This is a genomic window from Polaribacter sp. (assembly GCF_965660385.1).
In the GTDB taxonomy this organism is placed as follows: domain Bacteria; phylum Bacteroidota; class Bacteroidia; order Flavobacteriales; family Flavobacteriaceae; genus Polaribacter.
This window is the reverse complement of the sequence record NZ_CBFHZT010000004.1, coordinates 81,259-97,150: the sequence shown is the minus strand read 5'-3', so window position 1 is coordinate 97,150 and position 15,892 is coordinate 81,259. Positions and strand designations below refer to the sequence as shown.

Below are 15,892 nucleotides of genomic sequence, written 5' to 3'. Positions count from 1 at the left end.
CTTATTAAATTGCTAAGTTTGAGATTTAACATCAAATAATTATAAAATTTAGTTTCTAGAAAAATCCACCACCACCATCTTTTTCTCTATCATCTCTTTGTCTTCTTGATTTTGCTTTGTTTTTACCACCACCAAACCTGTAGTTAAAACCTAAAAATGTTGTTCTGCTTTCCCAATTAAATTGCCCATTTTGCACAAAAGGGTTTTCTGAATTAAAGGCAAATTTCATACCTTGAAAAATGTCATTTACTCTAAAGTTTATGGTTCCTTTTCCTTTTAAAACGGTCCAGCTAGCTCCCATATTTATCATCCACATATTTTCAACATCCCATTGAATATCTTTTTGAGGCCCTCTGTACATTGCAAATAATTGTAAACGTAAGTTTTTTGTAGCTGCAAAACTATTACTAACTCTTGCATTAAATACATTATTTTGTACTGAAATTTGCTGAGGATTTACGTTTGTATTATCAACTGTACCTAGTTGTTCTTGAGAGTAAAAATCCATACTCGAATTTACCCTCCACCATTTATTTACTTTAAAATTGGCAGAAAATTCTACGCCATAAGCATCTGTATCACTAAAATTTGTAAAGCTTAATATTTGACCAACACCAGGGTTTGCAGGGTCTTCATTAGTTATTCTTGAAATTACGTCATCTATTTTTCTATAAAATGTACCAAAACTTAAATTACCACCTTTAATTTGCCTTGTATAATTTAATTCGAAACTATTGGTAAATTGTGGTCTTAAATCTGCATTTCCAATAGAAATAATATAAGGAGTACTCCATTCTCTAATTGGGTTTACTTGTTGAATACCAGGTCTATCAATTCTTCTGCTATAACTTAATTGATATTGATTTTTATCTGAAGCAGTGTATGTAAAAAATGCAGAGGGATATATGTTAAATAAATTTTGAGAAACTGTTTCAGTATCTCTTAACATTGTTCTATTCTCATCATTATATCTATTAAAAGTTCCATCGATTAAAAAGTTTTCAAAACGTGCGCCTAATTGCATTGTTAACTTTTTGTAAGAAGTGCCATAGCTTGCATAAGCAGAATAAATTTTTCTTTCAAAAGAAAAGTCTGAACTTCCTAAGGCTACTGTGCCATTAATATTATTGTTGGTATCAAAAGAGTAAATATTTTGGTCGGTAATGTTTAAATTGTCTGTATTATCACCTCTAAATTCCATCCCTAATTCTAGTTTTCCTTTTTTAAAAGGGTTTGTGTAGTCAATATTAATTTGCGTATTATTTCTATCATTGTTAATATCGTTGATATAATTAAATACAGCATAATCAAAATCTGTAGGTTGTTGTAAGGTGTTTAAATTATTCAAAAAGTTACTTCCATCAGTTTTTGAGTAGGTAGCCTCAACTTCTAAGTTATGTCCTTCTTTTTCAAAATCAACTTTATAATTTATATTATAAGTTCCTGTAGGGGAAGAGGTTAATTGTTCGTTTGGGGCATTAACTAATTCGTTTCCACTAGCATCCAATATAATGGCACTACCATTAGCCACACCATCAAACAGGTTTTGAGTTGTATAAAAAGAAAGGGTATTTTTATCATTCAAATAAAAATCAGCACCTAATTTTACCAGATTAGATTGATTATTGTTTTTAAAAGTAAATCGCTGCAAGTTTACTCCTGGTCTTTCCACAAAACCAAAATTGTAATTATCTCCATCATTATAACCATAATTCATAAAGAAATTTACTTTACCAGTTTTATAATTTAAATTTGTTGAGGTATTGTATCTAACATAATGCCCAGCTGTAATACCACCATCAACAGAGGCATTAAACCCTTGGTTGGCATTTTTATTTAAAATGATGTTAATAATTCCACTCATTCCATCAGGATTGTATTTTGCAGAAGGATTTGTAATTAATTCAACGCTTTTAATAGAGGTAGAAGGTATTTGACGTAATAATTGAGCTGCTGGAATATTGGTTGGCCTACCATCTACCAAAATTCGAACATTAGCATTACCTCGTAAACTAATAGCGCCAGTTTGGTTATCAACACTAACAGATTGCACATTATTTAATAACTCTGAAGCTGTAGTGCCAGAAGCAGTTAAATCTTTACCAACGTTTATGACTTTTCGATCTACTTTTTGAACTACTGTAGATGTTTCAGCTCTAACTACTACTTCATCTAAAGTTGCACTATCTTCATTCAAGGCAATTGTGCCTAAGTTAATTAGTTTTAATTTATTCGTAATCAGAATTTCTTTAACAAAAGTTTTGTATCCAATAAATTGAATTTCTACAATGCTTTTACCTTTGGGTAAATCTTTAACTTCAAAAAAGCCATTATCGTTTGTAATACCTCCATTAATAATTTTTTTTGCAACATCACGCACTACAATATTAACGTAAGGTAATACTTGTTTGGTGTTATTGTCAATTACTTTACCTGTAATAATTCCTGGTTTAGGTAATTTGTTTTTTGCTAGTTGTGCAGTAGAATTTGCTGCAGTTAAGATTAAAAATAATAGAATTATTTTTTTCATTTTGGTCGATTTTTATTTTGATTGATACTATAAAGACTTCCATTGGTTTATCTTTGTTACCTGTATTAACGCTCTTTAACGAATCATTAACATTATGAAAAAAACAACTTTGGTAATTGGTGCATCAACCAACCCTAATAGATATTCTAATATTGCTATTAAAAGATTACTTGGTAAAAATGTGCCAACAGTAGCATTGGGTTTACGAAAAGGAAAGGTTTTAAATGTAAGTATTGATATTGAAAAAGTTGCCTACAAAAATGTTGATACAGTTACATTATATCTTAACCCTACAAGGCAAGAAGAATATTATAATTATATAATTAGCTTAATACCAAGAAGAGTAATTTTTAATCCTGGTACTGAAAATATGGAGTTTGTAAAACTGTTAAAAGAAAATAACATTGAATCTGAAATTGCGTGTACTTTGGTACTATTGTCAACAAACCAATATTAAAAAAAAACAAGATAGGTAGGTAAAGTTGGGAGATTTCACTCTTCTTTTTCAAAAATATTTTATAATTTAAAGCACTATTTTGCGAGTAAAAACCAACCTATCTTGCCACAAGAACTTTTGGCAAAATTAGTTGGTAGTTCAATAAAAAACAATACTCATTTTGAGTATTATAACAATTTAGGATTACTTTTAAAATAACTAATTAACTCGTAAGTAGAGTTGATGTTGATTTTTTTTAAAATATTTCTTCTATGCGTATTTACGGTATGGATACTAATGTTTAGTTTTTTAGCAATAGCTTCACTTGTGTTTTTGGTAATAATTAATCGAATAATATCTCTTTCTCTATTGCTTATAAGGCCTAATAATTTTGAGTTAGATACATTTTGGTAAAATAAGGTTTCGTACTCATTACTATCATTTAAATATTTTGCACTAGCACAAATATCCATAGCGATATTACCGTTTAAAACTGTATAATGTGCCATTCCTATAATTGGTTTTTTGGCATTATCAAATTGTAAAGGTGTTGTATTTTGAATGATGTTGATATACTCACCTTTAGCATTTTTAATACGATAATTCCAGGTGTAACTCATTCTTTTACGTTGCTCATCATCTAATTCAGTCATGGTAAACGTCATTAAACTGTTTAAGCTTTTAAGCCAAAGTTTAATATCTTCTGGGTGAAATAACGACCAAAAATAATCCATTCCACCCTCTAACATTTTTTCTCTAGATAATCCTGTACAAGCTGAGAAGTTTTTACTCACAAACTCAAAGTTTTGATGAACCGTGTTTGTAATGCAGTAAAATGTAGAATTATATGGATAAAAATAATCCAATTCAATTAATTTTTTGATGTGCTCCTCAATTTCTACTGTAGGATAAGTCTCAAAAATTTCATTATATAAAGCATTTATCTTGTTGAGTTGCATTGATTTTAAATTTTTTACCAGGTTCAGCTAATTCAGTATGTGTAAAAATTTCTTTGGCCTCTTTTTGAAAGATTGAAATGTCTTTATATCGTCCAGAATAATGACCAATTACCAAATGTTTGGCATTTGCATCTTTTGCAATTTGTGCAGCTTGTTTTGAAGTTGTGTGCTTTGTTTTTTTAGCCAAATCTATTCTGTCTGCTAAAAAGGTAGCTTCATGATATAATAAATCAACATTTTTAATTATCGGAATAATATCTGGTTTGTATACAGTATCACTGCAAAATGCAAAGCTTAGCGGTTTTTTTGGTGGTAATGTTAATTCAGAATTTGGAATAATTTCTCCAGTAGATAAGGTAATATCTCTACCTGCTTTTATATTATTATAATCTGCCTTATCAATTTCTGCGTAGTTCTGAATGTTATCGATATGCAGTTTTTTTGGTTTTTCTTTCTCAGTAAATAAATACCCATTGGTATAAACACGATGGTTAAGAGGAATTGTTTTAACAACAACCTTATCATCTTCAAAAATTAACTCACTTTTTTTTGAGGCTAACTCATGAAAAATAATAGGGTATTTTGCATGAGATTGAGAAATCTTTAATTGTAAAAGTGTTACATCTTTAATGCCTTTTGGGCCATAAATATGCAGCTCTTTTTCTCTGCTTAAAATTCCATATGTAGATAGTAAACCTATTAAACCATAAAAATGATCGCCATGTAAATGAGAAATAAAAATATGATTAATTTTTGTAAAACCAACTTTGTACTTACGCATTTGACGTTGTGTACCTTCACCACAATCTATTAAAAAATGCCTGTTATTTATTTCTAAATACTGTGCTGTAGGAAAAGCATTAGCTCTTGGTGTTGCTGAGTGACAGCCCAAAATGGTGAGGTTTAAACTCATTGAATTACAAAACGTTTAGATGTAAAATGTTTTTTGTCTTGTAATGTATAAATATAAATACCTTTTGATAAGTTGCCTTTATCAAACGGAATTGAATTTTTTCCTTTTACAGCTTCTATTTTTTGAGTGTGAACTGTTTTTCCTAAAACATTTTTTACTGTAAAAATAACATCGCTATTTTTAGTAGCGTTAAACGTTATTTTTGTAGCATTGGTAAATGGATTTGGAACAGCTGATAACTTTAGGATAGGTTTCTGCTGCGAAAAACTTATCAATGAAACTAAGAAAAGTAGTGTAAAAAGTAATTTTTTCTTCATTATTTGGGGGTTATAATCCTAATTCTCTTTCAATAGCCTCCATTTCTAAAATATCTTCAGCTTCAATTAAAGTAGGAACTATATTAAAGTTTTCAGGAAAATCATTTACATTTATCTTGGTATTAATGATGACAAATGATTTACCATTTTCCTTTTTTTCTTCTGACGTTGATAAAAATAAGAAAAAATCTTCTTTTTTTACGTTAATCTTATCAGAAATTTCTATAATAATATGTTCATCTTTTAACTGAGGTAAATTATTTAAATATGTAGAATAGAAATCTGAAAACGAATTTTCATCTGAAGAAATTAAGGTATATTTTTCTTTTTTTTCTATTTGCATGTCTCTAATTTTTATTTCAATTTACAACTTTTACCTTTTAATTTGTTGTGCTAGTAAATAAATCACAGCCATTCTAACTGCAACTCCATTTTCTACCTGATTTAAAATGATTGATTGTTTTGAATCTGCAACATCACTTGTAATTTCTACACCTCTATTAATTGGTCCTGGATGCATTATTACAATTTTCTTGCCAAGATTGTCTAAAATTGCTTTGTTAATGCCAAAAAGTTGGGTGTACTCTCTAGTTGATGGAAAATATTTAATATCCATTCTTTCATGTTGAACGCGTAATACATTAGCAACATCACACCATTCTAATGCTTTTTTAAGGTTCGTTTCCACTGTTACCCCTAAACTTGCAATATGTTTAGGTATTAGTGTAGTTGGGCCACAAACTTTTACTTCTGCACCTTGCAATTGCAAAGCAAAAATATTAGAAAGCGCTACTCTTGAATGTAAAATATCTCCAATAATTACTATTTTTTTTCCTTTTACACTTCCTAATTTTTCTCTTATTGAGTAAGAATCTAATAAAGCTTGTGTTGGGTGTTCATGAGTGCCATCACCAGCATTTATAATTTTAGCATCAACATGTTTTGATAAAAAAACACCAGCACCAACATTTCCATGACGCATTACCACAATATCTACTTTCATCGCTAAAATATTGTTTACAGTATCTATGAGTGTTTCTCCTTTTTTTACAGAAGATTGTCCTGCAGAGAAATTAATAACATCTGCGGAGAGTCTTTTTTCGGCTAACTCAAAAGACAGTTTTGTTCGTGTACTATTTTCAAAAAATAAATTGGCAATAGTAATATCTCGTAAAGAGGGTACTTTTTTTATGGGCCTGTTGATTACTTCTTTAAAATGATCTGCAGTTTTAAATATCAAATCGATATCGTTTGCATTTAGATATTTTATACCTAGTAAATGATCTACACTTAGTTTATCCATACTATCTCTGCGCTATATAAACTGCATCTTTTTTGTTTGTTTCTTTCCAAGACACCAATACTTTTTCTTCGTTAATGGCATCAACTTGTCTGCCTCTATAATTAGGTTGAATGGGTAAGTGCCTGCTAAAACGTCTATCAATTAAAACTAATAGCTCAATATTTTTAGGTCTTCCAAAAGATTGTATAGCAGTTAAAGCTGCTCTTACACTTCTACCAGAAAACAAAACATCATCAATAATTACCACTTTTTTATCTTCTACTAAAAAGTTGATTTTTGTAGAAGTGGCTGCTAAAGGTTCATCTCTTCGTCTAAAATCATCTCTATAAAAAGTAATGTCTAACAACCCCAATTGCAGGTCTTTTATGTTGTAATCTGTTTTTAATATAGTTGCTAATCTATTGGCTAAATAAGCCCCTCTTGGTTGTAAACCAATTAAAACAGTGTTGGAGAAATCATTATGATTTTCAATCAATTGGCAAGCCAATCTGTGAAGAATAATTTCAATATCTTTTGAGTTAAGTAAGGTTTTTTTGCTCATAAGAAACCTATCAATTTTTAGTTGATAGTTATTGAAAATCAAAATTAGGAAAATAAATGGTTCTGTAAAAATTTATAGCTACAAATAAGTTTTTTAAAATACATCGTAAACCCCAAAAAAAATTAGGTTATAGAAAATGTAAGTAATAAAATAATACAATTTATTGTTGTAAACCTTTAGTATTTAAACATTAAAGCTAATATCACCTAAGTTTGTTAATTAAATTGTTGAAAACAAAGAACAATTAACCTGTTTTTACATGTTAAGAAATAGTACATTTAAATAATTATTCAGATCAGATAGCTATGTCTTTAACAAAATTTGAATCGATGCTTAAAACCAATTCAGTTTATTTTTTTGATTTGGTTGAATTTGAGGAGATTATTATTCATTATTTAGATGCTGGTAAACATTCTTTGGCTAAAAGAGCAGTAAAGTTAGGTTTAGAACAACACCCACAATCTATAGATTTAAAATTATTGCAAGTAGAATTGTATATTTTTGAGAATGAACTAGACAAGGCATCACTTTTACTAAAAAATATAGAACGTTTAGAGCCTAATAATGATGAGGTTTTTATTCAAAAAGCAACCATACAATCTAAATCTGGGAATCATAAAGGCGCTATTATCAATTTAAAAAAAGCTTTATCTTTTACAGATGACAAAATTGATATTTGGTCTTTAATGGGTATGGAATTTTTGTATTTAGACGATTTTGAAAATGCACGTTTAAATTTTGTAAAGTGTATTGATGTTGATTATGAAGATTATTCTGCTTTGTATAATATAGTGTATTGTTTTGATATGGAAAATGAGCATGATGAGGCAATTAATTATTTAAATGCTTACATTGATAAAAATCCATATTGCGAAGTTGCTTGGCATCAATTAGGAAGACAACATTTTATGTTAGATCAATTTAAACAAGCCTTACGTGCTTTTGATTATGCTGTTTTAATTGATGAACATTTTATTGGTGGTTATTTAGAAAAAGCCAAAACTTTGGAAGCATTAGAAGAGTATGAAGAGGCTATAGAAAATTATAGAATTAGTTTAGAATTAGATGATCCAACTGCATATGCATATATAAGAATAGGTGAGTGCTATGAACAGTTAGAGAACTATGCAGCAGCAACTTCTTATTACAAAAAAGCAGTGCATGAAGATCCTTTGTTAGATAGAGGTTGGGTTTTACTAACCAATTTGTATTATAATGAAGCCAATTATGAAAAAGCATCTTATTATATCCATAAGGCAATAAAGATTGATGAGGATAATGCAATGTATTGGCATAGATATTCAGAAATTAAAATAAAACAAAATTGTTATGAAGAGGCTGTAAAGGGTTTTGAACGTTGCTTAGCTTTACATGATGATTCTATAGAAATTTATATTTCACTTACAGATGTGTTGTCCTTTTTAGGTAGATTTAATGATGCAGTTACTGTTTTATATCGTGCTCAAAAAATTTATAAAAACTTTGCTGAGATTGAATATCGATTGGCAGGTTTGTTTTTTGAGTTAAATAAACAAAATTTTGGATATAATCATTTAATTATGGCTATTAAGATAGATTATGATTATCATGTGGTTTTAAATGAACTTTTTCCAATAGTGTATCAAAACTCAAAAGTGCAAAAGCTTTTGTTAGATTTTAAAAAAGCTTTAGACTAAACTTTAAGTAAAAATTTCTTTTTGTATTTGATCTAATAAATCTTCTGGATCAAAAGGTTTAAAGATAAAACCATTCATACCACTTTCATGTATTTTGTTTTTTACTTCCATAAAAACAGAGGCAGAGAGCGCTATGATTGGTATTTTAGTATTGAATTTACGAATCTCAATGGATGAGGTATAGCCATCCATAACAGGCATTTGAATATCCATTAGCACAATATCATATGTGTTCGCTTTAACCATTTGAACTGCTTCTAAACCATTATAAGCAATCTCTACTGTTAAGCCAGCTTTTTCTAAAATTTGCTTACTTACCATCACATTTATCTGGTTGTCTTCAACCAATAAAACTTTTTTATTTTTAAAGTTATACGTTTGTTTAAGGTTATTTTCTTTTAAATCTTTATCTGATGCTATTTTTAAATCTACTTCAAAATAAAAACGACTGCCTTTTCCAATTTCACTATCAATATTTATACTAGAATCCATAGATTCAATAATACTTTTTACAATTGGTAAACCTAAACCAGTACCTCCATACAAACGATTAGTAGTGTTTGATGCTTGTGTAAATGATTCCCAAATTGTTTCTTGTTTGTCTTTTGGTATACCAATACCTGTGTCTATAATTTCTGTTAAAATCTTAACCTTATCATCGTTAATAGCTTCTTTTTTTATGCTTAGTGTTACAGAACCTTTGTCTGTAAACTTTATGGCATTTGTAACCAAATTATTAATTACTTGGTTAAACCGAACAATATCTAGCCACACTACAGGGATATCTTTATCAATATTTAAATTCATTGTTATTCCCTTACGAATACAGCTGGTTTCATGAATTTTTTTTATTTGTTTAAATGCAGAAGATAAATCTGTTGGTACATTATCTAATGCTATTTTGGTAGATTGCATCTTACTAAAATCTAACACATTATTTAGTAAGTTTAAGAGAATTTTACCTGAGTAATTTAATGCTTCTATATTTTGTACTTGATCTTTTCTTGGGTTGTTATCTCCTAATATATGAGAAAGACCAATAACTGCATTTAATGGAGTTCTAATTTCATGACTCATGGTACTTAAAAAATCAGATTTTGCATTAGAGGCATCTATAGCTTCTTGCTTTTTATAATGGATTGAATTACTGTAACCAGCATTTAAATATGAATAATAACTAAGTTGAAAGGCAACTAAGAGTAAAGTAAAAGTAATTGAAAGAGGATAAATTACAGTTGTTACTGTTTCGTGGTTTATAGCATCTGAATGAAATATACTAAAATTAGTTAAGTATAAGGTAGCCCATAATAGTATTGGTAAAGTTGTGAATAAAGCAACCATTTTTCTTTCTCTTCTAAAAGAAAAAATAATAAATGTAACACCAATAGCATACATTAAAAAAAACTCTATACTAGAACCTTTACCAAAGTAAGAAGCAGTAATTGCTACACTTATATTAAAATTAAGCATAAAAAATAATCTTGCTTTATGAGGTTTTTTAATTACAATTTTAGAGGTATAATAGAAAATTACAGCAACTCCTATTAAAAATAAAGTTAGTCCATAACCCCCTAAAAAAAAGGAAGTAGCAGAAAATAGTAAAGATAAAACAATACATAAAATTGAAATATGATGTATTAGTTTAATTCTTCTTTTCGAAATTCTTTCTCCTCTGTAATTAAACATGATTTGTAAATTTTTCTATTTCTTCTAATAAGTCTTCAGGGTTAATGGGTTTAAAAACAAAACCATTCATGCCACACTCATTAATTTTATCTTTAATTTCCATAAAAACTGATGCTGAAAGTGCTAAAATTGGAATTTTAGTATTGAACTTTCTAATTTCTTGTGTAGCTGTGTATCCATCCATAATTGGCATCTGAATGTCCATTAAAACAATATCAAAACTATTATCTTTAACCTTATTTACAGCTTCTAGGCCATCATTTGCAACAGTTACTTTTAATTTCGCTTTTTCTAAAATTTGCTTACCAACCATAACATTAATTAGGTTGTCATCTACAAGTAATACTTTCTTCCCTATAAAATTATACTCCTTTTTTTCTTTACTTTTCTGTAATTCAGCATCACTAATAATATCTAATTTTAAATCAAAATAAAAACGACTACCTCTACCCACTTTACTTAAAATTTTAACCTTAGAGCCCATTGCTTTTACAATGCTTTGTACAATTGGTAAACCTAAACCTGTACCTCCATAAATTCTGTTTGTTGTATTAGAGGCTTGTGCAAAAGCTTCCCAAATTGTTTCTTGTTTGCTTTTTGGAATACCTATACCTGTGTCTCTTACTTCTGTATGAAGTAAAACTTGATTATTATTTAATATTTTTTTCTTTTTTATGATTAATGAAACTTTTCCTTTATCTGTAAATTTTATTGCATTTGATATTAGGTTATTAATTACCTGATTAAACCTTACAATATCTAAAGAAACTGTGGGAATTTGTTTATCAATGATTATAAATAAGTCGATTCCTTTTCTTTGGCAAGAGGGTTCGTGAATTTTTTTTATTTGTTTTACTGCAGAGGCTATATCTGTTGGAATATTATCTAATTGAATTTTAGTAGATTGCATTTTACTGAAATCTAAAACATTGTTTAAAAGATTTAAAAGTATTTTACCTGAATAGTTTAACGCTTCAATATTTTCTTTTTGATCTTCCCTTGGTTTATTATCTCCTAAAATATGGGATAAACCTATAACTGCATTTAACGGAGTTCTAATCTCATGACTCATTGTACTTAAGAATTTTGATTTTGCCTCTGAAGCTTCTAAAGCAAATTCTCTTTTTGAATGAATTTTTGAATAGTATTTTATATTTGATTTTGAAAAATAAATAAGCTGACTTATAACAAAGAAAAAAGTACTAATACAGGCCAAGGGATATACAATATTAGCAGCTAATTCTTGATCTAAGTGGGTATTAGTAAATAACTTAAAATCTGTAGCATTTAAAATAATCCATAACAGACCAGATAAACATGAAAAAAAGTAAACATATTTTTTTTCTGTTTTAAAAGAAAACATAGTAAATGGTAATGCTAAACAATATAAAAACAGGTACTCTACATTACCAGCTCTACCAATATAAGAGGCCGTAATTGTTATACCTAAGTTTAAAAAAAGAAAAAAAATGATTCTTGATGTTTTAATATAACCATACACAGCTAATATGGCACTTAAAATATAAATAAAACCACTAGCTAAATGAAAGTAGGCTAAGGTTTCTAATTCTAAATAATTACTAAATACAAAACCAACAAAACCAAATACAGCAGAAAATAAACTTAATCTATAAGTTATTTTTACTACTCTTTTTGAAATTGATTTTCTAAATAATTTTAGCATGTTTTTTTTTAATTATATCAACTCCAAAAAATATAAAAAGAATCTTAGGGGAAGATAGATATAAATTTAGTAAAAATATTTTAAACGGACTTAAAGATTGTATTTTCAATTTTATTTAAAAGATCATCAGGGTTAAAGGGTTTAAAGATAAAACCGTTCATACCACAATCTTGTATTTTATCTTTAACTTCCATAAAAACAGATGCTGAAAGCGCAAGAATAGGAATTTTTTTATTAAATTTTCTAATCTCTAAAGTTGCTGTATATCCATCCATAATTGGCATTTGAATGTCCATTAAAACAATATCAAAAAAAGATTCTTTAATCATTTTTACGGCAGTTGCTCCATCATTTGCAACTGAAACATTAAACTTATGTTTTTCTAAGATTTGTTTACCCACCATAACATTAATCAAGTTGTCTTCTACCAATAATACTTTTTTATCTTTAAAGTTATAGGTTTTCTTTTCCTGGGTATTTTTAAGTTCTTTTTTTGATGCAATTTCTAAATCAATTTCAAAATAAAAACGACTTCCTTTACCCAAGTCACTCTCAATTTTAACATCTGAACCCATTGCATTTACAATACTTTTTACAATAGGTAACCCTAAACCTGTGCCACCATAAAGTCTGTTGGTATCGCTAGAAGCTTGTGTAAAGGCCTCCCAAATGGTTTTTTGTTTATTTTTTGGTATTCCTATTCCTGTATCAATAACTTCTGTAAGTAATGTTACTTTTTCACTCGTTTTATTTTGTGTTTGTATACGTAAGGTTACGCTTCCTTCATCAGTAAATTTTATAGCGTTGGTTACAAGGTTGTTGATTACTTGATTAAATCGAACAATATCTAGCCAAACCATTGGTATGTCTTCATCTATCACTAAATTCATACGAATTCCTTTTCGCAAACAATTAGCCTCGTGTATTTTTTTAATTTGTTTAGTGGCAGACAATAAATTAGTTGGTATGTTATCTAACTCTATTTTAGTAGATTGCATTTTGCTAAAATCTAACACATTGTTTAATAAATTTAATAAGATTTTACCAGAATAATTAAGCGCTTCGATATTTTGAACTTGATCTTTTCTAGGATTGTTATCTCCTAAAATGTGCGAAAGACCTATAACAGCATTTAAAGGTGTTCTAATTTCATGGCTCATTGTGCTTAAAAAATTAGATTTTGCGTTTGAGGCCTCAATAGCCTCTTGTTTTTTATTTTCTATTCTATAAAAATATTTTTTATTGATAACAAGAAAATAAATCAACTGAAAAATCACTAAAAAAATAGCACTAGAAACTGAGATTGGGTATATAAAATCTTTTGCTATAATAGGGTCTAATTTCTTGTAACTAATTAAATTGTAGTCGGTTATAAAAAGTAAAATCCATAAAATCAGTGGTAATAGCATGAAAAGAATAACATAAATTCGCTCTCTTCTAAAGGAAAAGAAAATAAATGGCAATCCTATATTAAACATATATACAAATTCCACACTTCCATTTTTACCTACAAATGATGAAATGATGGCGATACCAATAGCGCTGGTTACTAAATAAATAATTCTTGCAAGATTTAATTTATTATTTTTTGCCAAGATTGCAGCAATAGCATAAGGTAAAATATTAAGGGCATTGTAGTTTCTAAGCCAAATAAAATTGAACATATCAGAAATTACAGTGCACAATATGGCAAAGCCAATATTTACTACGCAAATGGTAAATACAAGATTTATTCTTCTTTTTGAGTGCTGTTTTGTCATTTTGTTATTGGTTCACAACTTCTTCAATTTTATCTAATAAATCTTTAGGTTCAAAAGGTTTAAAAATAAAGCCATTCATACCACTATTATTTATTTTATCTTTAACTTCCATAAAAACTGAAGCAGAAAGCGCTAAAATTGGGGTCTTTATATTAAGTTTTCTAATTTCTGTTGATGCTTCATAACCATTCATAACTGGCATTTGTATATCCATTAAAATAGCATCATATTTCTTTTCTTTTGCCATATTTACGCCTATTAAACCATCATTGGCAACTTCAACATTTAGTCCGGATTTTTCTAATATTTGTTTTGCAACCATCACATTAATTAAATTATCTTCAACTAATAAAATGGTTTTGTCTTTAAAGTTATGTTGTTTTTTTACGGTATTTTGCTTGAATTCTTGGGTAGAAGCTGTTTTTACATTTAATTGGAAATAAAAACGACTTCCTTTGTTTTCTAAGCTGTCAATTTTTACATCAGAGCCCATTGCTTTTACAATGTTTTTTACAATCGGTAAGCCTAAACCTGTACCACCATACAATCTGTTTGTGGTGGTAGATGCCTGTGTAAAAGCTTCCCAAATGCTTTCTTGTTTATCTTTCGGAATTCCAATTCCAGTATCTTCAACCTCTGTAAGTAGTGTAACAGAATCTTCTTTTTCGGATATTTTTTTTATGCGTAAGGTAACACTCCCTTTTTTTGTAAATTTAATAGCATTAGTGACCAAGTTATTAATAACTTGATTAAAACGTACAATATCTAACCAAATGATGGGGATATCTTCATCAATTTCTAAATGCATTTGTATACCTTTTTTTAAACAAGAAGTTTCATGTATTTTTTGAATTTGCTTTACAGCATTTCGCAAGTCTGTAGGAATAGGATCTAATTCAATTTCAGTGGATTGCATTTTACTAAAATCCAAGACATTGTTGAGCAGGTTTAGCAAAATTTTACCAGAATAATGTAAAGCATTAATGTTCTGAACTTGATCTTCTCTTGGTTTATTATCACTTAAAATATGAGATAAACCAATTACGGCATTTAAAGGAGTTCTAATTTCATGACTCATTGTGCTCAGAAATTTAGATTTAGCTTTAGATGCTTCTATGGCTTCTTCTTTAAAGACATGTATAGAAGAAAGGTTGCTAAAATTTAAATATGAATAGTAAAATAATTGAAAAATAACTAAAAATAATGTTGATAATATAGCTAATGGATAAACTAATTTTGAGGCGCTATCAGGGTTAATATTAGTGTTTGATACAATCGTAAAGTTAGTTAGGTATAAGGAGGCCCAAAGCGCAATAGATGTTAAACAAAAAACAAGAATAAAAATTTTTTCTCTACTGAATGAAAAAACCATGAATGGTAGAGACATTGAAAACATAAATGTAAACTCTACACCTCCTTGTTGTCCTATATAAGATGAAGAGGTTAAGATACCTATATTCAAAATCAACAAATAGATGATTCTTGATTCTATTAAATTTTTCTTTTTCGCAAAATAAGCACAAACTAAATAGAAAGAAATGCAAATTGTATGAAGATAAACTAAAGGATCTAAATCTAGTTTTATACCAATAGCAATATAATTTAAACTAACCACACAAGTAATGAGTGATAGCATATAAACCATTTGGGTGCGTCTTAGGGAGAAATCGGACATCGGGTTTTATTTTCGGTACTAAATATACAAAAAACAATTTTTAAAATGGGAATTACTTGTTTTTTATACCATCTTCATTACGATTTAATAAATATTTGGCTTTTATAGTTTTACAAACAAACAAATGATGCTAATTTTTGTAAGGTTAAAATAGTTTTTATGATAAATATATTTTGAATCATACATTTGTTTTAATCAAAATAAAAAGTAGAAAACAAGTATAGCAAGAAAAATGTATTTAGAGCTTTATAAACTAAAATTCTTAATACTGATATTTGTGTTAAATTTCATTGGTTTCAATTCTGTAATTTACTAGAATTGATATAATTACATCAATTTATACAGCTAGAATTTATTATTTTTTAATATTTATTAAACTAAAAAACTCCTGAATTTTCAGGAGTTTTTTAGT

At 28.3% G+C, this 15,892-nt stretch carries 13 protein-coding genes; 2 read left to right on the top strand and 11 right to left on the bottom strand.

Translation table 11 applies throughout. The annotated features are described in order from the left end of the window. Window positions 1-55: 55 nt before the first annotated feature. Window positions 56-2,530: a TonB-dependent receptor domain-containing protein gene (locus tag ACTG3V_RS02495; RefSeq protein WP_439130546.1), complete on the bottom strand. Its 2,475-nt coding sequence runs from the start codon at window positions 2,528-2,530 to the stop codon at window positions 56-58. Between the two features lie 94 nt (window positions 2,531-2,624). Between ACTG3V_RS02495 and ACTG3V_RS02490 the strand changes: the two genes are divergently transcribed. Beyond that, complete coding sequence (locus tag ACTG3V_RS02490; RefSeq protein ID WP_439130545.1) at window positions 2,625-2,987, top strand: CoA-binding protein; 363 nt, start codon at window positions 2,625-2,627, stop codon at window positions 2,985-2,987. Window positions 2,988-3,154: 167 nt separating this feature from the next. Here ACTG3V_RS02490 and ACTG3V_RS02485 read toward each other — a convergent pair whose 3' ends face one another. Genes ACTG3V_RS02485 through pyrR form a run of 6 tightly spaced genes read right to left on the bottom strand, consistent with a single transcriptional unit; the run spans window position 3,155 to window position 6,999 of the window. After that, window positions 3,155-3,925, bottom strand: coding sequence for a LuxR C-terminal-related transcriptional regulator (locus ACTG3V_RS02485; protein WP_439130544.1), 771 nt, complete (start codon window positions 3,923-3,925; stop codon window positions 3,155-3,157). Then, window positions 3,894-4,838, bottom strand: a complete 945-nt coding sequence (locus ACTG3V_RS02480; protein ID WP_439130543.1) for a ribonuclease Z — start codon at window positions 4,836-4,838, stop codon at window positions 3,894-3,896. The genes ACTG3V_RS02485 and ACTG3V_RS02480 overlap by 32 nt, the downstream gene beginning before the upstream one ends. Then, complete coding sequence (locus ACTG3V_RS02475) at window positions 4,835-5,155, bottom strand: T9SS type A sorting domain-containing protein (protein WP_439130542.1); 321 nt, start codon at window positions 5,153-5,155, stop codon at window positions 4,835-4,837. Before ACTG3V_RS02475 ends, ACTG3V_RS02480 begins: the two co-directional genes overlap by 4 nt. Before the next feature lie 10 nt (window positions 5,156-5,165). Then, complete coding sequence (locus tag ACTG3V_RS02470; protein WP_439130541.1) at window positions 5,166-5,498, bottom strand: hypothetical protein; 333 nt, start codon at window positions 5,496-5,498, stop codon at window positions 5,166-5,168. A 30-nt stretch (window positions 5,499-5,528) separates the two neighbouring features. Next, window positions 5,529-6,458, bottom strand: a complete 930-nt coding sequence (locus ACTG3V_RS02465) for an aspartate carbamoyltransferase catalytic subunit (protein WP_439130540.1) — start codon at window positions 6,456-6,458, stop codon at window positions 5,529-5,531. Between the two features lies 1 nt (window position 6,459). Next, window positions 6,460-6,999, bottom strand: coding sequence for a bifunctional pyr operon transcriptional regulator/uracil phosphoribosyltransferase PyrR (gene pyrR, locus ACTG3V_RS02460; protein WP_439130539.1), 540 nt, complete (start codon window positions 6,997-6,999; stop codon window positions 6,460-6,462). Between the two features lie 305 nt (window positions 7,000-7,304). Between pyrR and ACTG3V_RS02455 the strand changes: the two genes are divergently transcribed. After that, complete coding sequence (locus ACTG3V_RS02455) at window positions 7,305-8,675, top strand: tetratricopeptide repeat protein (RefSeq protein ID WP_439130538.1); 1,371 nt, start codon at window positions 7,305-7,307, stop codon at window positions 8,673-8,675. Between the two features lie 3 nt (window positions 8,676-8,678). Here ACTG3V_RS02455 and ACTG3V_RS02450 read toward each other — a convergent pair whose 3' ends face one another. From ACTG3V_RS02450 to ACTG3V_RS02435, 4 genes are all read right to left on the bottom strand, one after another. After that, a complete protein-coding gene (locus ACTG3V_RS02450) occupies window positions 8,679-10,361 on the bottom strand; it encodes a response regulator (RefSeq protein ID WP_439130537.1) in 1,683 nt (560 codons plus the stop codon). Further along, on the bottom strand, window positions 10,354-12,045 hold the full coding sequence (locus ACTG3V_RS02445) for a response regulator (RefSeq protein ID WP_439130536.1): 1,692 nt from the start codon (window positions 12,043-12,045) through the stop codon (window positions 10,354-10,356). Before ACTG3V_RS02445 ends, ACTG3V_RS02450 begins: the two co-directional genes overlap by 8 nt. An 80-nt stretch (window positions 12,046-12,125) precedes the next feature. After that, the gene (locus ACTG3V_RS02440) at window positions 12,126-13,805 is read right to left on the bottom strand and encodes an ATP-binding protein (protein WP_439130535.1); all 1,680 of its coding nucleotides are present in this window, start codon (window positions 13,803-13,805) and stop codon (window positions 12,126-12,128) included. A gap of 4 nt (window positions 13,806-13,809) precedes the next feature. Next, window positions 13,810-15,480, bottom strand: coding sequence for an ATP-binding protein (locus ACTG3V_RS02435; protein WP_439130534.1), 1,671 nt, complete (start codon window positions 15,478-15,480; stop codon window positions 13,810-13,812). Between the last annotated feature and the right edge of the window lie 412 nt (window positions 15,481-15,892).